At 35.3% G+C, this 24,939-nt stretch carries 22 protein-coding genes, 2 pseudogenes and 1 riboswitch; of the genes and pseudogenes, 7 read left to right on the forward strand and 17 right to left on the reverse strand.

Going from position 1 to position 24,939, the window contains the following annotated elements:
• Positions 1-39: 39 nt before the first annotated feature.
• Positions 40-777 (forward strand): amino acid ABC transporter ATP-binding protein, encoded by a 738-nt coding sequence (locus tag G4D61_RS05785; RefSeq protein WP_025730750.1) that lies wholly within the window; start codon positions 40-42, stop codon positions 775-777.
• Positions 778-871: 94 nt separating this feature from the next.
• Here G4D61_RS05785 and G4D61_RS05790 read toward each other — a convergent pair whose 3' ends face one another.
• The 4 genes from G4D61_RS05790 to G4D61_RS05805 form a co-directional block, all read right to left on the reverse strand.
• Positions 872-1,711, reverse strand: coding sequence for a formate/nitrite transporter family protein (locus G4D61_RS05790; protein WP_163173523.1), 840 nt, complete (start codon positions 1,709-1,711; stop codon positions 872-874).
• Between the two features lie 183 nt (positions 1,712-1,894).
• A complete protein-coding gene (locus G4D61_RS05795; RefSeq protein ID WP_163173459.1) occupies positions 1,895-3,247 on the reverse strand; it encodes a sialate O-acetylesterase in 1,353 nt (450 codons plus the stop codon).
• Between the two features lie 385 nt (positions 3,248-3,632).
• The gene (locus G4D61_RS05800; RefSeq protein ID WP_025730756.1) at positions 3,633-4,685 is read right to left on the reverse strand and encodes a 2,3-butanediol dehydrogenase; all 1,053 of its coding nucleotides are present in this window, start codon (positions 4,683-4,685) and stop codon (positions 3,633-3,635) included.
• Between the two features lie 171 nt (positions 4,686-4,856).
• On the reverse strand, positions 4,857-5,033 hold the full coding sequence (locus G4D61_RS05805; protein WP_205603218.1) for a Rieske (2Fe-2S) protein: 177 nt from the start codon (positions 5,031-5,033) through the stop codon (positions 4,857-4,859).
• A 204-nt stretch (positions 5,034-5,237) separates the two neighbouring features.
• Between G4D61_RS05805 and G4D61_RS05810 the strand changes: the two genes are divergently transcribed.
• The 3 genes and pseudogenes from G4D61_RS05810 to G4D61_RS05820 form a co-directional block, all read left to right on the forward strand.
• Positions 5,238-6,134 carry a DMT family transporter gene (locus tag G4D61_RS05810; protein WP_025730759.1) on the forward strand — a complete coding sequence of 299 codons (897 nt, stop codon included), beginning with the start codon at positions 5,238-5,240 and terminating at the stop codon, positions 6,132-6,134.
• Between the two features lie 217 nt (positions 6,135-6,351).
• A pseudogene (locus G4D61_RS18455) lies at positions 6,352-6,489 on the forward strand (hypothetical protein); the annotation flags it as partial.
• 95 nt (positions 6,490-6,584) lie between these two features.
• Positions 6,585-7,463: pseudogene (locus G4D61_RS05820) on the forward strand (IS3 family transposase); the annotation flags it as partial.
• 72 nt (positions 7,464-7,535) lie between these two features.
• On the opposite strand, the gene G4D61_RS05825 reads toward G4D61_RS05820, so the two are convergent.
• The 6 genes from G4D61_RS05825 to G4D61_RS05850 are packed head-to-tail and all read right to left on the reverse strand — an operon-like array spanning position 7,536 to position 13,815.
• On the reverse strand, positions 7,536-8,567 hold the full coding sequence (locus G4D61_RS05825) for a zinc-binding dehydrogenase (RefSeq protein ID WP_025731605.1): 1,032 nt from the start codon (positions 8,565-8,567) through the stop codon (positions 7,536-7,538).
• Positions 8,568-8,577: 10 nt separating this feature from the next.
• Positions 8,578-9,624 carry a galactitol-1-phosphate 5-dehydrogenase gene (locus G4D61_RS05830; RefSeq protein WP_025731606.1) on the reverse strand — a complete coding sequence of 349 codons (1,047 nt, stop codon included), beginning with the start codon at positions 9,622-9,624 and terminating at the stop codon, positions 8,578-8,580.
• A gap of 25 nt (positions 9,625-9,649) precedes the next feature.
• Positions 9,650-10,921: a PTS galactitol transporter subunit IIC gene (locus G4D61_RS05835; RefSeq protein ID WP_163173461.1), complete on the reverse strand. Its 1,272-nt coding sequence runs from the start codon at positions 10,919-10,921 to the stop codon at positions 9,650-9,652.
• 53 nt (positions 10,922-10,974) lie between these two features.
• Positions 10,975-11,256, reverse strand: coding sequence for a PTS sugar transporter subunit IIB (locus G4D61_RS05840; protein ID WP_025731608.1), 282 nt, complete (start codon positions 11,254-11,256; stop codon positions 10,975-10,977).
• Between the two features lie 24 nt (positions 11,257-11,280).
• Positions 11,281-11,736 (reverse strand): PTS sugar transporter subunit IIA, encoded by a 456-nt coding sequence (locus tag G4D61_RS05845; RefSeq protein ID WP_025731609.1) that lies wholly within the window; start codon positions 11,734-11,736, stop codon positions 11,281-11,283.
• Positions 11,737-11,769: 33 nt separating this feature from the next.
• Positions 11,770-13,815: a BglG family transcription antiterminator gene (locus G4D61_RS05850; protein ID WP_025731610.1), complete on the reverse strand. Its 2,046-nt coding sequence runs from the start codon at positions 13,813-13,815 to the stop codon at positions 11,770-11,772.
• A 536-nt stretch (positions 13,816-14,351) separates the two neighbouring features.
• Between G4D61_RS05850 and G4D61_RS05855 the strand changes: the two genes are divergently transcribed.
• Entirely contained in the window at positions 14,352-15,320 is a 969-nt protein-coding gene (locus G4D61_RS05855) for a DMT family transporter (RefSeq protein ID WP_025731611.1), read from the forward strand.
• Positions 15,321-15,538: 218 nt separating this feature from the next.
• Positions 15,539-15,641, forward strand: a riboswitch (purine riboswitch).
• 143 nt (positions 15,642-15,784) lie between these two features.
• A complete protein-coding gene (locus tag G4D61_RS05860) occupies positions 15,785-16,978 on the forward strand; it encodes a purine nucleoside transport protein NupG (protein WP_025731612.1) in 1,194 nt (397 codons plus the stop codon).
• Positions 16,979-17,027: 49 nt separating this feature from the next.
• Here G4D61_RS05860 and rlmN read toward each other — a convergent pair whose 3' ends face one another.
• Positions 17,028-18,089: a dual-specificity RNA methyltransferase RlmN gene (rlmN, locus tag G4D61_RS05865; protein ID WP_163173463.1), complete on the reverse strand. Its 1,062-nt coding sequence runs from the start codon at positions 18,087-18,089 to the stop codon at positions 17,028-17,030.
• Positions 18,090-18,261: 172 nt separating this feature from the next.
• Positions 18,262-19,002 carry an SDR family oxidoreductase gene (locus G4D61_RS05870; protein ID WP_163173465.1) on the reverse strand — a complete coding sequence of 247 codons (741 nt, stop codon included), beginning with the start codon at positions 19,000-19,002 and terminating at the stop codon, positions 18,262-18,264.
• A 313-nt stretch (positions 19,003-19,315) separates the two neighbouring features.
• Between G4D61_RS05870 and G4D61_RS05875 the strand changes: the two genes are divergently transcribed.
• Positions 19,316-20,353, forward strand: coding sequence for a PTS sugar transporter subunit IIC (locus G4D61_RS05875; RefSeq protein WP_163173467.1), 1,038 nt, complete (start codon positions 19,316-19,318; stop codon positions 20,351-20,353).
• Between the two features lie 89 nt (positions 20,354-20,442).
• Here G4D61_RS05875 and G4D61_RS05880 read toward each other — a convergent pair whose 3' ends face one another.
• From G4D61_RS05880 to G4D61_RS05900, 5 genes are read right to left on the reverse strand one after another with little or no spacing between them, the layout of a single operon-like run.
• Complete coding sequence (locus tag G4D61_RS05880; RefSeq protein WP_025730021.1) at positions 20,443-20,685, reverse strand: hypothetical protein; 243 nt, start codon at positions 20,683-20,685, stop codon at positions 20,443-20,445.
• A gap of 30 nt (positions 20,686-20,715) precedes the next feature.
• Positions 20,716-22,065, reverse strand: coding sequence for a PTS galactitol transporter subunit IIC (locus tag G4D61_RS05885; protein ID WP_163173469.1), 1,350 nt, complete (start codon positions 22,063-22,065; stop codon positions 20,716-20,718).
• Positions 22,066-22,077: 12 nt separating this feature from the next.
• Complete coding sequence (locus G4D61_RS05890) at positions 22,078-22,359, reverse strand: PTS sugar transporter subunit IIB (RefSeq protein ID WP_025730024.1); 282 nt, start codon at positions 22,357-22,359, stop codon at positions 22,078-22,080.
• 2 nt (positions 22,360-22,361) lie between these two features.
• Positions 22,362-22,850: a PTS sugar transporter subunit IIA gene (locus G4D61_RS05895; protein WP_163173471.1), complete on the reverse strand. Its 489-nt coding sequence runs from the start codon at positions 22,848-22,850 to the stop codon at positions 22,362-22,364.
• Complete coding sequence (locus tag G4D61_RS05900; protein WP_163173473.1) at positions 22,847-24,907, reverse strand: BglG family transcription antiterminator; 2,061 nt, start codon at positions 24,905-24,907, stop codon at positions 22,847-22,849. Before G4D61_RS05900 ends, G4D61_RS05895 begins: the two co-directional genes overlap by 4 nt.
• Positions 24,908-24,939: the final 32 nt, after the last annotated feature.

Raw genomic sequence — 24,939 nt, forward strand, 5'->3', positions numbered from 1 at the left:
TTTTGTTTACAGCTTTTATAAAGGAGTATGAACTATCGTATGATTACGATTCATAATCTACACAAACGTTTTAATCAACATGAAGTATTAAAAGGAATTGATATGACGATTGAAAAAGGGAAGGTTATCGTGATTATTGGTCCTTCAGGTTCAGGGAAAACGACCTTTCTCCGTTGCCTTAACGCCCTTGAAATTCCATCAGCAGGAAATATTCAAATTGGCAAAGTAAGCATTGACTTTTCTAAATCCGTCTCTAAAAAAGAGATTGCTGCATTACGCAGGGAGTCAGGTATGGTTTTTCAACAATACAACCTCTTTCCGCACAAAACAGCCCTCGAGAATGTAACAGAGGGGCCGATTGTTGTAAAAAAGCAGGCAAAAAACGAAGCTATTCAAAAAGCAGAAAAACTGCTACAAAAAGTTGGCCTGCTTGAGCAAAAAGATAAGTACCCATTTCAATTATCTGGTGGGCAGCAACAACGGGTTGGAATTGCTCGCGCTTTAGCAATGGAACCTGAATTAATGCTATTTGATGAGCCAACGTCTGCATTAGATCCAGAGCTTGTTGGTGAAGTATTAAATGTCATGAAAGAACTTGCAAACGAAGGAATGACAATGGTTGTTGTTACACATGAAATGCGCTTTGCAAAAGAAGCCGCAGACGAAGTGATATTTATGGATCAAGGAATTGTGATCGAAAAAGGGACTCCTGACGAGATTTTCACAGCCCCTAAAGAACAACGAACAAAACAATTCCTTCAACTTCTTCATGATTAATTACGAAAAAAAGCCTTAATAAAAATGGTTTCCAGCATGCTCGTCATAATGCTGGAAACCATTTTTATTTTAACGATGTTGATGTTGTTGCACTTTATTTAGATTCAGCAGCTATTTCTGCTTTACTGGCTTCTCTTTTTTCAAGTAAAAGAACGGGTGCTTTCTCCTTTTTCTTTGAAGTTAAAAAGGCGTATAGTCCGCCAACAAACAGACCGCCACCAATCATATTTCCAATTGTAACGGTAATTAAATTATGGGCAATTCCGGCCATAGTAATTGTATCCGGGTGCGATACAGAAAGAGAAAGAGCAAACAATACCATATTGGCAATACTATGTTCATAGCCCGAAATAACAAAACCAAAGACAAGAAGCATCATTGAAGCAATTTTCGCGCCATCTCCCTTTACATTTAAAGGAATCCAAAAAGCTAAACAAACTAACCAATTACATAATATTGCCCGAATCAACATTTGCGTTGTTGTTAAACTCACCTTTGTACTTACAACACTCATTAATAGCTTACTAGAGTCTTTTTCTGAAAACAAGCCAGAATAATGAATGAAGACTGCAAATATTACAGCACCAATAATGTTTCCAGCATAACATGTAATCCAGTTTGAAACGGTGTCTTTCCATGTCGTTTCTTTTTTTAGTGTACTCATCGTAAAGATCATCGTATTGCCAGTGAACAGCTCTCCCCCACCAAACATAATAAGGACAAGGGCAGCACCAAAAAATATTGCACTCATAAATGAAGTGCCAGGAGATTTCACATCAAAAAAAGGCTCAGCAAGACGATAACAAAGAATAATGGCAAATCCAATAAAAATACTTGCAAGAGCCGCTCGTGTTACATATTGTAAAAGAGAGTTCTCTAAAATCCTTTTTTTACTTTTAGCCATACCGATAACAGACTGAACAGCTTCATTCATAATACTCACCATCTCCGTGTTTTTTGTGAATTCATTCACATAACTAATCCTTTATTATCATATATCGACTTCTCCAATTTGCATATGGATATTTTGTGAACTTTTTCACAATATCTAAACACTTTTTCTTCATTACAATCAAACCTATAGTTTGAACCATTTGCTAGAACCAACTATAGGTCTTCACGTACTCCTACACTGTTCGCGGATATTCATTTTAAATGCTGGAATTGGGAGATGTTCTTCATTAAAAATGGTTGGATGCGAAAAATTTTCAAAGCAATATGAAATGTAGCTTGTTGATTCCTCAATATTGATTCGCAATTGCTGATTATTGGCTACATTTATTCGTCGTTCAACTTTATTCCCTTTGGTGTCAACTAGTGTACAAACTGGTTTTCCCTTTACGCTCCAAGTCTTAACATACTTATATGTGATGATCACCTCATGATCGTTCACTTCAATCGTTTTCATTTCCGGTGCATATCCTTTTTCATCTTTTTTGTAACTATGACTTAATACGAGATTGGCAGCCCGTGTGCCAATGATGTTTTTGGAAGCAGGATGGATAGCATGGGCTTCACCTGTATCAAAAGTTGTAATAAAAAAAGAAAACGGCTCCTTTGATGTTACCATTCGCTGTTGTTCACGCAGGAATGCCCATGTATCTTTTTCAGCTTCATCATAGGCAGGGAGCTGAATCACATAAAATGGCAATTGTTCTTGATAAAAAAGCTTTCTCCACTCCTTTATTAAATTGTACAGCAATTTATCGTACACTTGATGGTACTGAGCATCCTCTTCCCCTTGATACCATATAATCCCCCTAATCGAAAATGGTATAATTTTTTTCAACATTGTTTCAAATAAACCTGCTGGTCGAAGAAGTCCTTTTCTTGTTTTAGGCGGTGGCCATGGCGTGTGGCCAATAATTTCTTTAACTTCTGCAATAGATAATTGTGGATGAGTTCTTACAAACTCTTTTCTCGTTTGTAAGTACTTTTCAACTTTTTCTTCAAATTGTTGTAATAATCTTTCTTCTTCCTCATCTGTCTGATCCTTAACCGCTTCTTTGTGCGGTAATACATATGTTCCATACACTTCAAAATCGGATTTTAGCGCATCAATCGATTGCCAGCAAGATGCGGATGTTCCCCCTTTATTCATAGAAACAAGACCAATTGGCACATGGTTCATATAAGAAACAAGCTGTTTTACAAAATAAAAGCCTACTGCTGATACATCACCGCAGTTTTCTGAAGACAGTTTCTCCCACTTATTCTTTTGAATTTCTCTCGGTACTTGTGCCTGTTCATCTTCGTAAATAATTTTTGGAACATTATAATAGTAGACATCCATGTTGTTCATAGACTCTTTTTCTTGACAGAAGTCGCGGTCTTCAGAAAGTTTAAACTCAATATTCGATTGGCCTGCCAATAAATAAACATCTCCGATTTGAACAGAGTGAATGACTTCTTGCTCAGAACCATATGTAATGATTAAATCGGATCGTACACCACCTTCTTGGGGATCCATCCACACGCACCAATTACCATTCTTCACAATTGTTGTATATTCCTTTTCAGCAAATTACACTCGGATATGCGTTCCGTCTGCTCCGGTACCAAATACAGGAACTTCTTGATGTCGTTGTAAAACCATTCCATCCGAAAAAATATTTGCGACTTTATTCAGTGTTTTCATCTTCTACTCCTCTCCTATGATCTGCTCTGCTTCTATAGATATAGCTTTATGTCATAAAGATCTCTCTTTTATATCACCTAGACATTAAATTCGGAATGGATCAAATGAAATGCACATAGCCATCAACGATCTTTTAGCTATGACTGAAGCTGTTCATAAATACAACCTTTATAAAAAAACCCCGTGCTACCAAATAGGTTAACACGGGTAGAAAAAATTAGTTTGGCTGAATTAAAATTTTGACATGATTTTTTTCACGTACAAGTGCTTCGAATCCTTCTTCAACAAGATCATCTAATTTGATTTTTTTCGTTATTAATTTTTCTGCAGGTATTTGCCCGCTAGAAATGAGTTTTATTACCGCTGGAAAAATATCACGATAGGCAAGTATTCCTTTAATCTCACGTTCTGCAAGTACGAGCATATTTGGTAAAATATTTGCCTTTCCTTCCCATACACTAACAATCACTGTTTGTCCGCCATAAACAGTGCTTTCAATTGCATTATTTAAAACAACATCTACTCCTGTTACTTCAAATGCAATATCAACTCCACCATTTGTTAAGCGGTTTATTTCTTGTACAGCATCGGTTTCACGAGGATCAATGACCGCTGTTACACCTAATTCTCTTGCAATTTGTTTTCTTTCCTCAGATAATTCAACAACATAAATCTCACTTGCTCCACCTGCTTTAGCGGCTAAAACAGTTAACAGTCCAATTGGGCCTGCCCCAAAAACAGCAATTCTATCACCGGCTTTTAGCTTGCTTTGACGTACTGCGTGTACAGCAACCGCCGTTGGTTCTACAAGTGCACCTTGTTCAAACGTCATTTCATCGGGAATTTTAAATACTTTTTCCGCATCAAAAACTGTATATTCGGAGAAACCTCCGCCACCACCTGCTAAACCATGGAAACCAAGATTTGGACATTCATTGTAGCGGCCAGCTTTACATTGTGGACATTTGCCGCAAGCATAAATCGGCTCCACACAGACGCGATCTCCAACCGCTAAATGTTCTACCCCTTCACCTACTTCAGTTACAACACCCGCATATTCATGCCCTAGTACGACTGGAGCAACTTCATTTGTCAATGGATGTGGCGTTTCTTTCGGAATAAAAATCGGACCTGCTAAATATTCATGGAGATCTGTACCGCAAATCCCTGCCCATTTTACTTCAATCTTTACCGTTCCAGGCTGAATAACCGGTTCAGGTATATCTTCAATTCTAATATCTTTTTGGTTGTACCATAATGCTGCTTTCATTTTACCAACCCCTCTGACTGTTATGAATACCCTTACATTATAACATTTTAGAATTATAAGAAAATAACTATATGTATAGAAATATGAACATTTTGTTAATAATCCATTAAAAAGCAATCTCTTTACGAAAAAGAAATTGCTTTCGATCACACTGACTTCCTTCGATTTCGCTTATAAAACAATAAAGACATCACCATCTACGACTTCGGTTTTATATGTCTTAACACAGCCAGTATCAGGATCTTGCCCTTTTCCATCCACAACGTTGATCTTCCAATCATGCATCGGGCAGAAAACATACGCTCCGCTGATCATCCCTTCTGCTAAAACCTCGTCCCTTGCATTCAAATTTATACATCTTATGGCAAAAAAGTATTTTAAATATTCCGTCAAATCACAAATAAAGCTAACACAAAACCATTTGAAATGCTTGAAAGGGTAAAGAGAAAGCATCATAACAAACGCTTAATCTTTCTTGAAGCAAATCAGTTGAATATTTATATAAATAACGTATGATTGTAAAGTACTAATTTCATCGAGGAGGGTTCAATAATGCTTTCACGAACAAGAGCAGCATTACTGCTTGGATTTCTTGTGCTTTTATGGGGAGTCAATTGGCCGTTGTCGAAAATTGCCCTAAATTATACACCACCAGTTCTTTTTGCTGGTATTCGGACACTTCTCGGCGGAGTCATCTTACTCTTTTTTGCGCTGCCTAGAATAAAGCAGCTGCAATTCAAAAAGACTTGGTATTTTTATTTCATTTCTGCATTTCTTAATATCGTTCTTTTTTATGGGCTGCAAACGGTAGGTCTTGGATATATGCCTGCAGGATTATTTTCAGCAATTGTATTTATTCAGCCAGTATTACTAGGAATTTTTTCTTGGTTATGGCTTGGAGAATCGATGTACAAATTAAAAATTATTGGGTTAATACTAGGTTTTATCGGTGTAGCCATCATAAGCGCTGGCGGTCTTTCAGGAAATATTTCATCAATAGGAATTCTTTTTGCCCTCGGCTCAGCAGTCGGCTGGGGACTTGGAACAATTTTTATCAAAAAGATAGGCAATGCTGTTGATTCAATATGGATGGTTTCGCTCCAACTTATTATTGGTGGTATCTTTTTACTATGTGTTGGCTCAAATATGGAAAACTGGTCTAGCATTCAATGGAATATCCCATTCGTTTCAAATCTATTATTTATCTCAATTTTTGTTATTGCCTTTGGCTGGCTTGCCTTTTTCACACTTGTTGGATCAGGAGAGGCAAGTAAAGTTGGCTCTTATACATTTCTCATCCCATTAATTTCAATTATTGCGAGTTCCATTTTTCTCCATGAATCTATCACCATTAAATTAGTCATTGGATTATTATTTATTGTAACGAGTATTTGTTTTGTAAATATAAAATTTAAACAAAAAGGGATAGAAGCCCAAATAGATTCATAATTTTCTGGCCTTGAATAGCTATTTTCTTTCATCATTTTATAGGGAAACGAAGAAAAAATCAGCAAATCATCTTCGCTATGATGGACTAACCTAAAAAAATAAGACAATATAAAACACCTCCTAAGTGTTACACTGTAAACAGTACATTTATCGGGGGTGTTTTTGCATGGAAAAAAACGTATATTCAGGAGAAACAAAATAGGCGGTAGTCAGAGATAAAATTGAAGGTAAATTGACTAATAAAGAGATTATGGAGAAGTATGGGATAAGAAATACTTCTCAGATTAAAACGTGGATGAAATGGTATAGAGATGGCGAGATTTATCGGTTTGATCAACCTATTGGCAAACAGTAAACATTTGGTCATGGTCCAGAATTCGCCAGTAAAGAGGAGCGAATGAATAATCAATTAACACATTTAAAAATGAAGAATGAAATCTTAAAAAAGTATTTAGCCATGAAAAAGGAGTTGATAAAAGAGTAATCGTACAATTAGTTGAGAAAATGCGTAAAAAGTACACTGTTACGGCTATCTTGAACGTTTTAGGAATTCCTCGTTCCACCTATTATCGTTGGTTGAAAGAGCAGGAAGATTATAAAAATGAGCACGAGGATTTAATCATTGAAATTTGTAAAGCGACAAATTATCGGAATGGTCATCGAAAGATTAAAGCCATGTTAAAACATAAATATCACATAAGTTTAAATCGAAATAGAGTGCAAAAGATTATGCAAAAACATCATTTGCAGTGTAGGGTGAAACCAAAGCGTAAATGGAAATCACAAGGAAAAAGCGAAGTTATTGCGCCCAATATTCTTAACCGTGATTTTAATGCGAGGAAACCCAATGAAAAATGGGTAACGGATATAACATATATTCAATACGGTAGTGAAACTATGTATCTATCAACAATAATAGATTTATACAACAATGAAATCGTCGCCTACAAGAGTTATCCTCACCAACAAACCCCTTTAATAATTGATACGTTGGAGGAGGCTTTAAATAAGCGGAATTATCCTGAGGGTATTATCCTTCACTCTGATCAGGGCAGTGTGTATACTTCGTATACTTTTCAAGATTACGTAAATGAACATCATTTAATTAGCAGTATGTCTAGAAGAGGAAATTGTTGGGATAATGCAGTTATTGAATCATTTCATTCTAATTTAAAAACGGAAGAATTTCAGTATTGTAAATTTAATTCGCTAACTAATTTTAACGTTGTAAAGAAAATTGATAATTATATGTACCACTATAATGAGGGAAAAATTCAAGAAAACTTAGGCTACCTCACTCCAAAAGAATTTGGGAATAAGGCAGCCTAAAAGGTGTTTTATATGTGTCTTATATGTGTCTTATATAGCTGGGTAAGTTCAATGATTCGCTGGTTTTTTATATTATGATTCAATCATTACTTTAATTTCACTGCCAGCTAACGCCGCTTCAAATCCTTCTCTCCATCTATCAAATGGAACAATCTTTGTAATCATTTCTTCCACTGCGATCTCCCCATTTTTTAAAAGTTGCAAAGCAATATGCCAAGAACTGGGCTTTTGAGAGCGAGAGCCGATATATTGGATTTCGCGTTGAATAATAGATTCTTGATCCAATGCATTTAATTTGTTGGCGAAAATACCAACTTGAACAAATGTACCTTTTTTTCTTACCAATGGTAGTCCTTGATTTAAGGCAGGAACAGCCCCGGAGCATTCAAAAGCTCGATCTACACCATAACCATTAGTATGTTCTAATACAATTCTTTCTATATCCTCTTCCAAACTGTCTATTACAATATCTGCACCTAACAATTTTGCCAATTCTAGTCTTTTTCTATCTTTTGTAATTCCTGCCATCATCACAAATGCACCTTGAGATTTTACAACTTGTAATAATAATAGACCAATTGGACCTGGACCAAAAATTAAAACCGTATCATCTTTCCTGATCGTCGTCTTTTCCAGTGCTGCATGGACACAGCATGCTAATGGCTCAGTTAATGCAGCTGCAAGCAGGCTCACTTCATCAGGAAGGACATGAATACTTTCCTCTCTTGAAATAACAAATTCAGCTAAACTTCCATTTACTTGTGTACCAATCCCTTTTCGCTCTGAGCAAAGATTGTAATCTTTTTCTAAACAATATTGACACTTTCCACATGTAGTAAAAGTCGTTTCACTTGTAACCCGATCCCCAACTTTCACCGTTTTCACATCTTTTCCAACTTCAACGATAACACCCGAAAATTCATGTCCTAATACTAAGGGGGGTCTAAAATTTTTATATTCACCTTTAAACGTATGGATATCTGAACCGCAAATTCCAGTATATGCCACCTTAATTTTCACTAAATCATGTTTTACTTGGGGTTCAGGAATGTTTTTTACCATCATATGATCGTATCCTTGTTCAACTTTCATGACTGATCTCATTAATCACCATTCACTCCTTGTTTGGAATTATCATTACTTTGTTGTACTCCTCTTGACGTTCGATCATCATATTGAAAGCATATTGTGTATCCCTTAATGCAAATCTATGAGAAATAAAGTCTTTTAACTTAATTTTTCCTGCCTTAGCAAATTCGATCGTATTCGACCATTCTTTCCCGGGAAAAGGTGATGAATAACAATTCCAAAACCCCTTTAATATCAGTTCCTTTCTAAAAATATTTTCGAACGCTTTTTCTGAAAGTGTCACATCCGAGTATGCAATTCCTAAGTACCCTACCTTTCCTTGTTTCCGAGTCACTAATAAACATTGCTCCTGAGTAACTTTTGAGCCAGCACACTCAAGGGCAATATCAACCCCCATTTCATTTGTATATTGGTGAATTTTCGCCACTAAGTCTTCTTTTAACGGATTAATCACCTTTTCACAGCCAATTTTAACTGCGTCCTGTAATTTTTTATCTGATATATCAATTGCAATGATTTCTTTAACACCAGCAATCTTTAGCCATTGAATGACTAACATTCCTATCGTTCCAACACCAAATACAGCAACTACATCACCTATTTGCGGTCTTATATTTAGTACCCCATGAAGCGCCACAGCCGATGGTTCAATCATTGCAGCATCTTCGAAATCCATATTCCCTATTGATAATATATTTGTAGCCTTTATGTTGACAAATTCAGCAAACGCACCATATGATTTCGAGCCAATCATTCCGTAATGATCACATAATGAATATTGTCCCCGCAAACAATATTCGCATTTACGACATGGTAAAAATGGAATACCGACAACACGTTCACCAATATTCACATCTGTTACTTTACTCCCTTTTTCTACAACATAGCCTGAAAATTCATGCCCCATTATTGCCGGTAAGTCATATTTCCATTTTTGGATCATTTTATGTGTATCTGATCCGCAAATACCCGCTGCCATTACTTTTACCTTTACTTCATCTGGTTGACATTTTCTTATTTCCATATCCTTATATACAATATGATTTTTTTCATATAAAACAGCTGCCTTCATATGTTTCCTCCTAATTTGTTTTAAATTAGAAAATGGCATGACATATTTCTGCAAACTTTAAAATAAGCCAATTGAATAAATTCCCGCCTAGATCTAAACTAGAAATTTGTGTTGCCCCTTTTGGCATATTGAATTTAGCACCTGACATCATAGCAGTATGAACTGTTGCAAAATCTGTTGCCATATAAAGTGCTAACGCAATCATGATCGTACCCGCTATTAATGAATGAATAATATTCCCTTTCCGCGAGCCAACAACGAATGCAATATAAAACGGGATCGTTGATAAATCACCAAAAGGTAATACTTTATTGCCGGGTAAAATGACTGCTAAAAATAATGTAATTGGAACAAGTAATAGTGCAGTTGCCATTACAGAAGGGTGCCCAACAGATAATGCTGCATCTAATCCGATATAAAGCTCCCGATCGCCATAACGTTTTTGGAGAAAAGTTCTAGCAGCTTCTGAAATCGGAATTAAGCCCTCCATCAAAATTTTTACCATTCGGGGCATGAGCAACATAACAGCCCCCATTGAGATGCCAATTTGCAAAACTTTCCCAACATCATAGCCAGCTAATATCCCAATAATGAGTCCTAAAATGATTCCCATCATCATCGGCTCCCCGAAAATGCCAAAACGCTTTTGAATACTTTCTGGATCAGCATGCAGTTTTCTAATACCTGGAATCTTTGCAACTAACCAACCAACAAGCATCCCGATAGGTCCAAATGCTGCTGTAGAACCTGTCGGCAGGGAAATCCCTTCTAATCCATAAAATTTTTGAACCATAGGAGCTGTTTTATCTGCGACGAACAACACTGCAACTTCATAAATGATTGCGCACAATATCGCAAACCACCAGCTTCCCGTGATAATATATCCGGTTGCTCCGGCAGCAATAAAATGCCAGTAATTCCAAATATCAATATCGAGTGTTTTAGTTAATTTCAATAAGATTAGTAGAATGTTAACGATTAAACAAATTGGTATTAATATAGCTGCAACTGGTGATGCCCATGACAATGCCGCAGCAGAAGGCCATCCAGTATCAATCACTGTTAAATGCAGTCCAAATCTCTCCACCATTTTTTGTGCAGCAGGACCTAAGTTATCTACTAATAAACCAATTACTAAATTAATACCGACAAAGCCAATGCCGATTGTAATACCTGATTTAAGCGCTTTCTTAAACCCTGTTCTAAAAATAACTCCGATAATGATGATCGCGATTGGTAAAATAACAGTGGGTCCCAGATTTAGTACATACTGTATAGAAGATAATAATTTATCCATACTTTACCTCCAATTGACACTTTTAAGTTTTTCAAATGAACGAGAGCAGCTAATTATTTAAGATGCGCAAGAATTTTTTTATCTAAAGCTTCCATCCCTATGCCAGTAATATAGGATGTAGCTATTAAAGAAGGTATGTTATATGTTGTCGGTAAAATGGTAGTAGAAATAATTAAATCTGCTCCTTCTTGACGAGATGCGACTTCAGAAATTTTACATTGCACTACTTCAGCATTCACATTATTTTCTTTTAATAATTTTTCCACTCTTTCACAAACTACTGTTGACGTTGCAATTCCAGCTCCGCATGCTACGATAATCGTATATTTTTTCATTTTCAACACTCCTCATATTTTTTATTATTGAATAAATAGATGACGTATTTCTTTAACAGATGTGGAAGAAGCAATTTGTTCTATTTTTTTCTCATCCTGTATCATTTGGATAAGCTGTTGAAGAACGTTCAATTGATCATGTGGCTCATTTAAACCTAAAAGGATGACAATTTTTACATTTACCTTTTTAGAACGATCGTCCATTAATTGAAATGGGATCGGTCTTTTTAACGTCGTAATGGCAATAAATTGTTTAAAGACATATTCTGGATCTGTGTGGGGAATTGCAACATTATAATTATTTATACTTAGTCCTGTAGGAAAACTCTCCTCTCTTTCTTTTATTTTTTCTAAAAATTGTTTGCTAACATAGCCTTTTGAATATGCTTCCTGATATAATGTTTGAAATAATTGATCCTGATTAACACAATCAAGACCAATTTTAATGAAATCATCATCTAAAAAATCCTCTAAAGACATTAAAATCCCTCCGTAAAACACGATGAAAGTAAATTAGTGAGAATAATAATTAATAAGTCTATGAACTTCATCCTTTTCTTCCATCTGAATGATCTTCTCGATATCTTTCGAACTTTCTGCCAGCTTCATAAGCTGCATTAATGCTTGAAAATGCTCGTTTTTATCAACGGCAGCTATGACGACAATAACATGTACTCTTTGACGATCATCTAATAAGATACCATCATTAATTTTTAATAAACTCATTCCGATTTTGTTCACTCCATCTTCTGGACTGGCATGCGGAATAGCGATGTTCATTCGTAATACAATGTGAGGAGAAATGGCTGGATATTGTTGGATCATTTTTTGAATATAATGTTCTGTAATACATCCTCCATGTAATAATGGTTCAGATGCCGCTTTAATAGCTTCCTCCCAGCTGGTAATTGTGTCTCTGAAAACGATTCTCTCAGGGGTGATTAAGTCAGATAAATGATAGTTTTGCTTTTTTTCCAAATTGGTTGTTTCTTGAACTGAAAAATAATTTTCTAAGGCACCTATTAGTTGCTGCTTTTCCTCTATCTTTGAATATTTCTCAACAATATGAATAATTTCATTTACATTGATAATGGGGGAATTTAAGTTAAACAGTTCTTTTATTACCCTTTGCCTTAATTGAAACTTATCAAAATCTGCAATAAAACGATCTACAAGAAATAGCTGCTTATCTGTTTGAAGTGGAACTGGAGAAAATACAATATCAATATCTAAATTTTTCTTTTCAAATTCTCTAATGGACATAACACGATAAAAATATAATTCTGGGAATAACTCTTTCAAACTACTTTCCATTAAGTTAGAAATAGAAATCCCATTAGGGCATACGACTACAGCTTTTTTCTTTTTCTGGATCCTCTCACTATGATTAATTAAATGACTCCCAATAATGATTGAAATAAACCTCATTTCATTTTCAGGTATTTTCGTTCCTATATATTCTTCTAATGGTTTTATTGAATCTTTCACAATGTAGTGAATCGGCTTAAATTCATCGAGAACTTTTTCAAGCATTGAATACTCAGTTGTTAAGTGATACTTAATCCGATAATAAGCTGGTTTCATGTGCAAAATTAATCGTTTTAACAAGCTTTCTTTATCCAATAAATAGACACATGCTATTTTTTCAAACAAATCCAAGCTTGCTCTCAGTGCATCTATGAAGTGTGAAAGTTCATTTTTAGTTAAAAAGTTGGCCTCCAATGTATTTGCTGTAAGTAATTGGAGTGTGATAAATAAACGCTCTACTTTAGGAATACGTTCTACGTTTTGAATCAAGATCTCTGTTGCCTCAAATTCTTTCGTATCTGAGAGCTCCTCATAGTCAATATGATAAGAATCGGTAATCCATTTTCCTTTACTTATTCTTTTTAATAAAATTGCAATAACATAGGGGAGTATTTTGATCCGCTCATCGCTAAACTTTAGTGCTAAACGATTTTCAACTTCCTCAAGTCGCTGTTTACAATTGGCAATTTCATATTTCGATAAATCTGTTAAATGGTGAATATACCCTTCGTCATGATGGATAATGAAAATGGAATGCAATATATCAATCATAAGTTTGCGAACATTCCATTCATTCCCTGAAAGATCATATCCATTTAATCTTGAATAAACAATTTCGAGATCATATTTGTGAACGATGTTTTGGGCATACTTTATATCCCTTAATACTGTATTTTTGCTTACATTTAATGCCGATGTAAAATGATACAACGACAATTGTTCATCACTGCTTAAAATCATAAGTAAAATAAACTGTGACCTTTCTCTCTCTGATAGAATATAGTTCCTAGTTGAAATATCTACTTTTTCCGCAAACAATTCAATTAGGATTGGGTTTACTATAAACTTGCCGCTCTTTGTTCTTTTAATAGTCGGATAATTATTTTCGCTTAGCCAATCGTTGACTTTTTTGAAGCTATAGCCTACTTGTCTTCTGCTGAGCTGATATTTCTCTTCTAAACTTGCATGTGAAATTTCAGGATTGCCTATGACTTCTTGTAATAGCAAATTACTCCTCTCATCAAGATACATATTAGATCCCCCTTGTTTGTTATTAGTATATCAATCGCCATCCGCTAAATGAACACGCTTTCATATTCATTTATCGTCTTGCAATTGTTCAACATGATGATGAAAAATATATAAAGTTCATTATATATACAGAATCTTAAAATTATTTTTGAAATTACGAAATAAATACGTTATATTGGTTCTATAAACACTGGTTTCATAAGGAGTAGTTGAATTTCGCTCCAGGATGCTCGCTTCCTGCGGGCGAATGCGAAGCCGCTTCGACGTCTTCACACATGCAGGTTCCCATTCATATGAGGGTCTCGCTCTTTCTGTTCAAGCAACTTCTTATAAAAGATGAAAAAATTTAATTGCAAAAGATCAGATGTTTCATAAACTGCTTTTAGATATCAACGAAAGCCCAAATTCGGGAAAGATTTCAAGCATTGAACAGGTTCAATCAATCATCATTGATTCACAAACAATAATGCCGCCTTACTAATAAAAACATTTTTGAAAGCCTTTTTACATAACAAATGAATCGAGGTGAATAACACTTGCGTCCAATACTTTTAGGAATTTGTGCTGCCTTCTTCTTCGCATTTACTTTTATTCTTAATCGGGCAATGGAATTATCAGGAGGAAGTTGGATTTGGAGTGCATCTTTAAGATATATATTTATGGTTCCATTTCTTATTCTTATCGTGATCTCCAGAAAAAATTTCTTGGCTTTATTAAAGATTATGAAAGAGAAACCTTTGTCCTGGTTATGTTGGAGCTTTGTAGGATTCGTACTTTTTTATGCACCTTTATGTTTTGCTGCTACATTTGCCCCAGGATGGCTTATAGCAGGTACTTGGCAAATTACAATCATATCTGGTTCATTGCTCGTCCCCTTTTTCTCAAAAACAATTGTAACTACGAATGGACCAATACAAGTTCGAGAAAGATTGCCAATTAGAGGATTGTTCATGTCTGTTATTATTGTGCTAGGTATTGTCATTATCCAGCTCGAACAAGCAAATCACCTATCTATACAAAATGTCATACTTGGAGTATTGCCTGTTATCATTGCTTCCTTTGCCTATCCACTTGGCAATCGTAAAATGATGGATTTGTGCGGTGAACGCTTAGATACTTTTCAACGTGTACTTGGGATGACGTTAGCGAGCTTACCATTTTGGCTGCTATTGTCTTTATACGGTCTATTTACTACAGGAGCACCGAGTAGGCAACAAACCTTTCAATCTTTTATCGTTGCCATTTGTTCAGGGGTGATTGCCACTGTACTATTTTTTAGAGCAACTGATTTAGTTAAAGGAAATATGCAGAAGCTTGCTGCTGTTGAAGCGACGCAATCTATGGAAGTATTATTTTCTGTTATTGGTGAATTAGTACTGCTTTCTGCTCCGCTTCCATCGCTTTTGTCTTGGGGTGGAATGTTCGTCATTATGGTTGGCATGATTTTACACAGTTATTTCTCTCATAAAAGTGAACAATCGAGCACCCAAGAAATCAGTGCTTAATAACATCCGCTTAGTCTTTCTTTTACAATGAGAAAGACTTTTTTTAATGTCCTTTTCTAAAAACACTGTTTTTAAATCTTTTATAATCATTATTTTTGTATATTATTTAAATTTGTAATTTATTTTACTTTTGGGATAAATAACAATATTATAACATTGTATTTATGCATTGTTTCAGTTTATCTATTAGTATAAAATGATCATTATCCAAAGAAAAAATGATCATAAATAACTATCCTTGTATAATATCAGTTACATGGCCTGATAGTCTCTACCTGACAGCCGTTAAAATGTCAGACTACAAGGAAGTATGAAAAGATAAGAATAGAAGTAGTGAATGTCCATTAGGAAATTCATCTCATTTCATGAAACCCTTATTTTTTCATGCTTTCTGTCTCGAGACTGAAGGTATGGAAAAATAAGGGTTTCTTATTTATGAAAAAATGAATGTAGGAGTAGATGACATGTATTTTATATTAAATATATTAGGTGTGCTCATCGTTAGCGGTCTTGTCTTTCTTTGCTCACCTGCAAAAAGAAAAGTGAAATGGCGTTCTATTCTTAGTCTTTTTATCGTTGAATTACTAATAACGTGGTTTATGCTTGCAACACCAGTAGGAACATGGACTATTAATAAAATTGCCTCCTTTTTTAAATGGCTAGTTTCGTGTGCAGATGCAGGAATTTCATTTGCCTTCCCTTCTGTCATGGCGAATCAACAAGTTGATTTCTTTTTTAGTGCTTTAATGCCTATCATCTTTATCGTTACTTTTTTCGATATCTTATCTTACTTTGGCATTATGACTTGGATTATTGACAAAGTGGGCTGGGTAATTTCAAAAGTTTCTGGTTTGCCTAAATTAGAAAGCTTTTTCTCGATTCAAATGATGTTTCTTGGCAATACTGAGGCGCTTGCCGTCATCCGTCAGCAATTGAAAGTACTAAAAGGCAATCGTCTGCTTACTTTCGGAATTATGAGTATGAGCAGCATTAGCGGTTCCATCATTGGTTCATACTTAACGATGGTCCCTGCTGACTATGTATTTGCTGCTATTCCTTTAAACTGTTTAAACGCACTGCTCATCGCAAGTATTTTAAACCCTGTTGAAATTAGCAAAGAAGAAGATATTGTGTATGTTCCACCAAAAGAAGAAAAGAAAGACTTCTTTTCAACTATTTCAAACAGTATGCTCGTTGGTATCAAGATGGTCATCGTCATTTTAGCCATGGTTATTGGTTATGTTGCGATAACAACATGCTTAAATGGAATTTTAGGCTTTATTGTTCATGGATTAACAATACAAAAAATATTTGGCATTATTTTTAGCCCATTTGCTTTCTTGCTCGGTTTAGGTGGTCACGATGCAATGTACGTTGCTTCATTGATGGGAATTAAAATATCGACAAACGAATTTGTTGCGATGATGGATTTAAAAACACATCTAAAAACGATGGCACCACATACTACTGCCGTTGCTGTAACGTTTTTAACTTCATTTGCTAACTTTAGTACTGTAGGTATGATCTATGGCACATATGAATCTATTTTTGGCGAAGAAAGTTCCGGGATTATTGGTAAAAATGTGTGGAAGCTATTAGTGAGTGGAATGGCTGTATCTTTATTAAGCGCCATGATTGTTGGACTATTTGTTTGGTAAAGTGCAAAAAATAAGAAGGAGCTTGGCATCCAAGCTCCTTCTTATTTTTTTAGTTAGCTTTTTTAATCTGTTTACTGCGCAGCTGACCACATGCTGCATCAATATCTGTTCCATGTTCCTGACGAACAACACAATTGATTCCGTTCTTTTTCAACGTATCATAAAATTCCATAATTGATGCTTGCTCGCTTCTTTCATATTGAATATGCTCATTTACAGGATTATATGGAATTAAATTTACATAAGTTAAATGACGTTTATTTTGAAGCAATTTCGCAAGTTGCAATGCTTCTTCTTTATGATCGTTTACATCCTTTAATAAAATATATTCGAATGTAATTCTTCGATTCGTTTTTTCTAAATAATAATCAATCGCAGGCATTAATTTTTCTAATGGGAATGCCCGGTTGATCTTCATAATTTTTGTTCTAAGCTCATTATTTGGCGCATGTAAAGAGATTGCTAAATTCACTTGTAAGTCAAGATCAGCGAACTCATATATTTTATGAGCAAGTCCACTTGTCGATACTGTAATATGTCTTGCACCAATAGCAAGTCCTTTTGGTGAATTCACCACTCTTAAAAACTTCACAAGATTTTCGAAGTTATCAAATGGTTCACCAATCCCCATTACAACAATATGGCTTACCCGTTCGTCTTTTCCAACTTCATCTAAATGTTTTTGAACATACATGACTTGTTCAACAATCTCACCGCTCACTAAATCACGATTCTTTCTTAATAATCCACTTGCACAGAAAGAACAGCCAATATTACAGCCAACCTGGGTTGTAACACATACGGATAAACCATAATGTTGTCTCATTAGTACCGTTTCAATTAAATTGCCATCTTTTAATCGGAATAAAAATTTAATAGTGCCGTCTTTTGACTCTTGTTTAACTACTTGCTTCAACGTATGAATATAAAAATGCTCATCCAATAATTGAAGGCATTCTTTATTCACATTACTCATTTCCTCAAAATGTGTAACACGCTTCTTGTACAACCATTCCCATACTTGTTGTGCTCGAAACTTCTTCTGACCGTGCTCGATCATCCATGCCGCTAATTCATCTATTGTCAATCCGTAAATGGATTCTTTATTCATTCATAACCCTCTCTCTTCAAACTTACTCATACTCATAAGATCTATTTTAACTGAATCGACGACGAATTTCCAACGGTTATTATTTCTAGCTCTTGTATTCATTGTGATATTAATTTTTCACATCATCTGCACATAGCAAAATTATACTAATAAGAAGAAAAACATATTTATATTAGATGAAGCCACCATTCACGCGAATCGTTTGACCAGTAATCCATTGCGACTGTTCACTTACAAGTAATGCGACAACATTAGCGATGTCTTCAGGTTCACCTATTCTTCCAAAGGCATTCATCTTACTAAGTGCCTCTATCTGTTCTGGAGTTTTATCGGCGCTGAACAACTCAGTATTTACTGGACCAGGGGCAACAGTATTGATCGTAATTTGCTTTGGACCAAACTCTTTTGCTAATTGTCTTGTGAACTGTTCGACTGCCCCTTTCGTTCCAGAATAAACGCTGTAAGTCGGGAACATTTGACCGTTTACAGATGTAGAAAAATTAATAATGCGTCCACCGTTTTCCATATATTTCATCGCCTGCTGTATTGCAAAATAAGTACCCTTTACATTCACAGCAAATAACGTATCAAATTCTTCTTCGGTTACATCTGCTATCGCTTTATAAAGAATACGTCCTGCATTATTGATTAATATATCAACTTTTCCAAACCGGTTTATCGTTTCTGAAAATAACTTTTCAATTTCTGAAATGCGGCCGATATCTGCTTGAATGGCAATCGCAGCCCCGCCTTGTTCCTCAATCTGTGCGACAACCTCATTTGCCTTATCACTGCTCTGGCTATAATTAACAACAACTTGGACACCAAGTGACGCCAATTTCAAAGCGATCACACGGCCAATGCCACGTGAAGCCCCTGTTACAATTGCAATCTTTCCATCTAATGAACCCATTTCAATCACTCCTTTTTTTAGCATAAATATACTTTCCCTGCTAGCATAATTTCTAGCCCTTTCACGAAGGTCGTGTTTTTCACTAACAAATGACTATGATTTACAAATTGAAAATATTTAAACCTTCCTATGTAGTTTCATAGAAACTAAACTTTTATCTCATTTTAAAAATTATATCTTATTCATAAAACCGGGCCAACTTAAATGAATCGTCACTTTTTTACATGTTTGCGGTAAAGCATTAAAAAAATTGTTGACTATTTTCTGAATGTTTAATATAATCTTCACAAAATAGAAGATAGGAGCCAACGAAATGAAAGAATTCTTCAACAAGTTGTTAACAGGAATGAGTATTGGCATTGTCGCGTCATTAATCCCTAATGCTCTCCTTGGAGAAGTGCTCAAACTATTAATACCACATTTTCCAATTTTAAAGCCCATATTAGATATTACCGTCATTGTAATGAGTTTATTGCCGGTTATGATCGGAGTAATGGTTGGAATCACTTTTAAATTTACTCCTATCCAAATAGCAAGTTTAGGGATAGCTGCTATGGTAGGAAGCGGGAATATTCAAAAGACCGCCGATGGATTATTTGCTCTGAACGGTATTGGAATCGTTATCAATACAGGAATTACCACTGCCCTAACAGTATTATTTATTAAGCTAATTGGAAACCGTTTAAAATCTTACTCTACACTATTAATGCCGACATTAAGTATTTTAATACCCGGTTTAATCGGTTATTCAATTTTGCCATTTGTTAGAACTGGTACAGGATTTATAGGGATTGTTGTTTCACATGTAACAGCCTTACAACCGATTGTAATGGGGGCTATCATCTCTGTTATCTTTTGTGTCATTATTCTTTCGCCGATCTCGACAGTTGGGGTGGCTACGGTGATCATGCTTTCAGGTATTGGATCAGGTGCAGCTAATCTCGGAATTTGTGCTGCAGGCGTAGGATTAGCAATTGCCAGTTATAAAGCCAATTCGCTTGGGACTGCCTTAGCACATGTGTTAGGTTCACCGAAGATTCAAATGAGAAACTTTTTTATGAAGCCAAAAATTGCCGTCCCTATGTTAATTACTGCAGCTATCCTCGGAGCTCTCGCTGGCCTATTAAATATTAAAGGTACGCCTTACAGCGCTGGCTTTGGATTATCAGGTTTAGTCGGACCATTAAATTATATTCACTTAGCTTCAGGCGGATGGTCTGTAAAAAATATCGCAGTAATGCTTAGTACTTTCTTCATTCTTCCATTTTTATTAAATATTGGACTTATTTACCTATTTTCTAGAAAATTAAAAATGATTAAAGCAGATGATTACAAACTATCGTTCGATTAAATAATAGATTTCGAAATACACTTGCGTAAATACAAAAAAACTGCTATTGATTCATCTAACTATCAATAGCAGTTTTTTCTATTTTCATTTTATAATGAAGGATCGCTGTTCTCTTTTTGCTGTTTTTTTCGCCGCATTTTTTCATACGCTTCTCTTTTCACCTGCAATCGTTTTTCATATTTCCCAAATAATATATCATGCGCTTGATAACGAATAAGCAAACCGATTGCAAGTGCTACTATCCACATGCGAATATCTTGTGTTATAAATCCAATGACCATTAAACATACTGCCAGTAACAACATAAATATCCAAAACCATTTACTTTTCATCCCAATCATCTCGATTCTATAGAAATCAAGCTATTTCGTATCAATTTCTGCCTCTTTTAATTCCTTAGACTTTGCTTTGTAGAACCATACAAATATTGCAAGCCAAATGATCGCGCCAATAATGCCGAGAATATTTCCGTTCGCCGCTTGACTAAATATAAAGCGAAAATCTGCGTTCTCAATTGTACTCCATGTAAGTGCTGTACCATCCGCTACCTTTACTACCTTTGTTGTCTTTGCCAAGTCTGTAATAGCCGGTGTAAAATATGTTGCGACATAAAGGAACAGCGGTGTGCTAATAATGCCCAGCACCAGCATACGCAATAAATTTCCTCCTGTTAAAAGCAAGCCGGCAACAACAAACGAAAGGTTGATAATGCCGGCAAATGGTAGAACATCATTCCCTGGCAAAATCAATGCAAATAATAATTCGAACGGTACAAGTAAAATGGCTGTTACCCAGATCTCATTTCTGCCGGCAAGAATTGGCCAATCGAGCCCTATAAAAATATCTCGATCCCCAAAATGTTTGCGCATAAATTCTGATACGCCATCAGATATTGGAGACAGCGCTTGCATAAACAGCTTTGAAACCATTGGGAATAATGTCATAGCCGCTGCTGCTTTAACGGCTAATATTAATGATCCTGAAAATCCATATCCTGCAACCAAACCTAATAAAAATCCGATAATTCCCCCCATAATATGGTTTTCAGCAAAAATTCCAATTTTTTCTTTAAGTGCATCTGCATCCATTTTTCTATTAAATATCGGAAAGAAATCTAATAATCTATTAATTGGATAAAGTAACGAAGCTAATATTGTCATATGGTGTGGGACAGTAACACCAGGGATTCCTGTTAAGTTTTCAACATGTTTCCCCCAAATATCACCAATTTTTAATTCAATGACAATTTGAAGAATCGCAACAGCAAAAGCTAAATAAATATTTCCAGATATATAATTAACTAATACAGCTGTAAAAATTTTTCCCCATACATTCCACATATCAACATTCAATGTTTTTGTCCACCCAAGCAGAAGTAATAGAGCATTTACACCGATTGTGATTGGGAACATTAGGAATGCAAGTGGCCAAGCCCAAGTGATGGACGCCATGCTGGTCCATCCTCCATCAATTGCTGTCAAATTAATTCCTGTTCGATGTGCAAATGCTTGCGCAGCCGGACTGATAGAGTCTAACATAAAACTGACAACGAGACTCATTCCTGTAAAAGCAATCCCTAAAGTGATGGCAGCACTAATTGCATCTTTTGCCTTCATACGGACAATGAGCCCAATTACAAGCATAATAAATGGAACAAAAACAGCCGCACCTAAATTTAGCACGTAATTGACAACCGTTTGCAGTACATCCATGTTGTCTCCCCCTTATTTTTTTGTCACTGCATCAATCAGTTTCTGCAATTCTCGTTCCATACCTATCCCAGTTAAAAAGGCAATACCATCAACTACCGGAATCGGGTACGTTTCTTTCGGCTTTGTAATAGCAACATACACATCTGCCTGTTTGATATACGTACGAATTGATTTAATATCAACTGCTTCCACTTCGGCTTTTACTTTTCTCTCATCTAGTAGTTTTTTAATTTTTGATGCAACAGTTTGTGAAGTAGCGACACCTGATCCACAAGCTACAATAATTTTTTTCATATTCAATCTCTCCCTTTTATAAAATATTGAATTTCTTTTAACCACTCTTCCTGATCAGCTATACGTAATAGTTGTTTCATTTTCTGTTCATCCAGAAATAGGTCCATGAGCTTTTGAAGTAGCAGCACTTGATTTCCTTCTCGTTGCAGTCCTAATATAAAAATTAATGCTGCGTCTACATGATCTTGCTCCATTCCCATCGCCTGAAAATCAAGGGGAGGATCAGGGCGAACCGCCACAATAAACGGGCGTTTAATATGGACAGGATCAGTATGAGGAATGGCCACATCAAAGGCAGGCGCATGAAGACCTGTTGGATACTCTTTTTCTCTTGTTTGCAATGATAGTAGAAATCCTGAATCAACATATGATTGTGAATATAGTCGCGCACTAATTTTCTGAAACAAGTCAGCTTGATCTTCAAAATGTTCATTTAAAAAGATAAGTTCTTTTTGGAAAAGAAGATCGAAATATTCCTTATCTCCACTCACAACCTCATTCCCTCTTTCTCTTTTATTTTCTGTACGGTTGTTTTAATAAATTCGGCAATCATAGCTGGACTATTCATGTTAAGAATTTGCTGTACACAATGCGGATCAAATAACAGTTCATTTAACTGCATAAGGGCATTTAAATGTGATTGATAATCGCTGGCGGCAATCATCACAAGCAATTGTACAGGATGACGTTCTGTAAACAGCACAGGTTCTTTTAATGAAAGGAGACTCATTGATAACCTGTTCACACCATCTTCAGGACTAGCATGTGGAATGGCTACATATGGAGCAATAACAATGTAGGGTTCCTTAGGATTAAATTGATGAATAATCGTTTCTATATACCTTTTCTCAATAAAATCTTGTTCTAATAATGGCTTAGCAGCTAACCAAATTGCCTCAGAACAGGTGGATACAGATTTAGCAATATGAATATTTCTTTGAACTAATACTTCGTCTAGATCTAATTCGACTCTTTTTTGAGCAGTTGTTACATCTGTTTTGGAGAAATACATCTCTAAATCTTTTTTCAATTCCCGTTGATTAATATTTTCTGCATGGCGTGAAATAATATCTAATAACTGCGAATAGTTAATTTGATCAACATGGTAGCCGCGCAATGAACGATTCACATTCTGCTGCAGCATGAGCTTATCTTTTTCCGTTAAAAATGGTTGAATCACGAATATCCTTTTTTCAGTTTCTAAAGGGATTGTAGAAAAAACGAGATCAAACTTTTCTTTACTTTGATAAAATCCGCGTACAGATAAGTGATTCACAAATTCAATATCGGGAAAAAGCTGTTTTAAATTGATCAATAGGAGGCGTGAGACAGATATCCCATTCGTACAAACAACAACCGCTTTTAATCTTTTTTGCGGATATTCACCATTTTTGCTCATCCAACCAATCATGAACATTGTGATATATGCTAATTCTTCTTCAGGCATTTTTCGCTGTAATAGCAGCTCGATAGGAGTGATACTTTTCTTAACGAATTCGTGGACATCTCCATGTTCCTTTTTTACTTCTGCCAATAATGGATTTACCTCAATTACCCCATATTGAATGCGAAACATTGCCGGTCGTATATGCTGATAAAGTTTTTGCAACAAATCCAGACGATTTTGAAACTGGATACAAGAAAGCAATTCGAAAGTATTCATCATGTTTTCAACGGCTTGATAAATATCATCATCTATTCTGTCATCTTTATAACAATCAATAACGTTTGCTGAAAGCATTTGGACTGTGAAAAATAATATATCTGTTTCATTCATTACGCCTTCGAATTCAGCGTTTGTTACTTGATATTCCTTTGTTTCTTTAATTAAGAATCTCTCCTCAACATCATGTACTTCCAATGATTTTGCTTGTAAACTTCTAATATAGGAAAAATAAGCAATATACGGCAATTCTAAAATTTTGGCATCGGAGAATTGAACTTCAAGAGCAGCTTCAATTTGATGAACATGTTCAATAAAAGACTGTAAAAGAGAGGCATCTATTGTGATAATTTGATTAATCCAGCTTTCCCCGTTTGGATGATGCAGCAGTTTATTTAGAACAAATAATAATACTTTTCTTTTTTCTAATTCATTTCCAGTTAAGTAATAGCCTTTGACCCGATTAAATTTAATATTTACATGAAATAAACCTAGTTCTTGATGAATCTTTTTCATATCTGCTAATATCGTATTTTTACTTACTTGAAGTGCTGATGATAAATGGTACAAAGATAATTCCTCTTGACGAACAAGAATTGTAAGTAAAATGAGATAGCCTCTCTCTTTCTCAGAGAGAAAATGGTCAAAAACACTCTCTTCCTCTAGTAATTCCGGTATTTTATTTACAATATCTATATGACAGAATAATCCTTTATTCTTTCTTTTAATACTTGGTAAATCTTTATCAGTTAACCATTGATTTGTTTTTTTTAATGTATATTCCAACTGACTCCGGGTGCTATTTAATTCTGATTCAAGCATTTTCATTGTAATTCCTGGATTCGCAAATACTTCCTTTAAAAAGTAGTAGATGCGCTGCTCCATCTTATCACCTCCCTTTCTACATTATATTTATT

It is taken from the genome of Heyndrickxia ginsengihumi (genome assembly GCF_011008565.1).
Classification (GTDB): Bacteria; Bacillota; Bacilli; order Bacillales; family Bacillaceae_C; genus Weizmannia; species Weizmannia ginsengihumi.

Excerpts from the sequence above, each read along its gene's own strand:
- G4D61_RS05785 (WP_025730750.1), top strand. The coding sequence starts at position 40 with ATGATTACGATTCATAATCTACACAAACGTTTTAATCAACATGAAGTA.
- G4D61_RS05790 (WP_163173523.1), bottom strand. The coding sequence starts at position 1,711 with ATGAATGAAGCTGTTCAGTCTGTTATCGGTATGGCTAAAAGTAAAAAA.
- G4D61_RS05795 (WP_163173459.1), bottom strand. The coding sequence starts at position 3,247 with ATGGATCCCCAAGAAGGTGGTGTACGATCCGATTTAATCATTACATAT.
- G4D61_RS05800 (WP_025730756.1), bottom strand. The coding sequence starts at position 4,685 with ATGAAAGCAGCATTATGGTACAACCAAAAAGATATTAGAATTGAAGAT.
- G4D61_RS05810 (WP_025730759.1), top strand. The coding sequence starts at position 5,238 with ATGCTTTCACGAACAAGAGCAGCATTACTGCTTGGATTTCTTGTGCTT.
- G4D61_RS05825 (WP_025731605.1), bottom strand. The coding sequence starts at position 8,567 with ATGAGATCAGTCATGAAAGTTGAACAAGGATACGATCATATGATGGTA.
- G4D61_RS05830 (WP_025731606.1), bottom strand. The coding sequence starts at position 9,624 with ATGAAGGCAGCTGTTTTATATGAAAAAAATCATATTGTATATAAGGAT.
- G4D61_RS05835 (WP_163173461.1), bottom strand. The coding sequence starts at position 10,921 with ATGGATAAATTATTATCTTCTATACAGTATGTACTAAATCTGGGACCC.
- G4D61_RS05840 (WP_025731608.1), bottom strand. The coding sequence starts at position 11,256 with ATGAAAAAATATACGATTATCGTAGCATGCGGAGCTGGAATTGCAACG.
- G4D61_RS05845 (WP_025731609.1), bottom strand. The coding sequence starts at position 11,736 with ATGTCTTTAGAGGATTTTTTAGATGATGATTTCATTAAAATTGGTCTT.
- G4D61_RS05850 (WP_025731610.1), bottom strand. The coding sequence starts at position 13,815 with ATGTATCTTGATGAGAGGAGTAATTTGCTATTACAAGAAGTCATAGGC.
- G4D61_RS05860 (WP_025731612.1), top strand. The coding sequence starts at position 15,785 with ATGTATTTTATATTAAATATATTAGGTGTGCTCATCGTTAGCGGTCTT.
- rlmN (WP_163173463.1), bottom strand. The coding sequence starts at position 18,089 with ATGAATAAAGAATCCATTTACGGATTGACAATAGATGAATTAGCGGCA.
- G4D61_RS05870 (WP_163173465.1), bottom strand. The coding sequence starts at position 19,002 with ATGGGTTCATTAGATGGAAAGATTGCAATTGTAACAGGGGCTTCACGT.
- G4D61_RS05875 (WP_163173467.1), top strand. The coding sequence starts at position 19,316 with ATGAAAGAATTCTTCAACAAGTTGTTAACAGGAATGAGTATTGGCATT.
- G4D61_RS05880 (WP_025730021.1), bottom strand. The coding sequence starts at position 20,685 with ATGAAAAGTAAATGGTTTTGGATATTTATGTTGTTACTGGCAGTATGT.
- G4D61_RS05885 (WP_163173469.1), bottom strand. The coding sequence starts at position 22,065 with ATGGATGTACTGCAAACGGTTGTCAATTACGTGCTAAATTTAGGTGCG.
- G4D61_RS05890 (WP_025730024.1), bottom strand. The coding sequence starts at position 22,359 with ATGAAAAAAATTATTGTAGCTTGTGGATCAGGTGTCGCTACTTCACAA.
- G4D61_RS05900 (WP_163173473.1), bottom strand. The coding sequence starts at position 24,907 with ATGGAGCAGCGCATCTACTACTTTTTAAAGGAAGTATTTGCGAATCCA.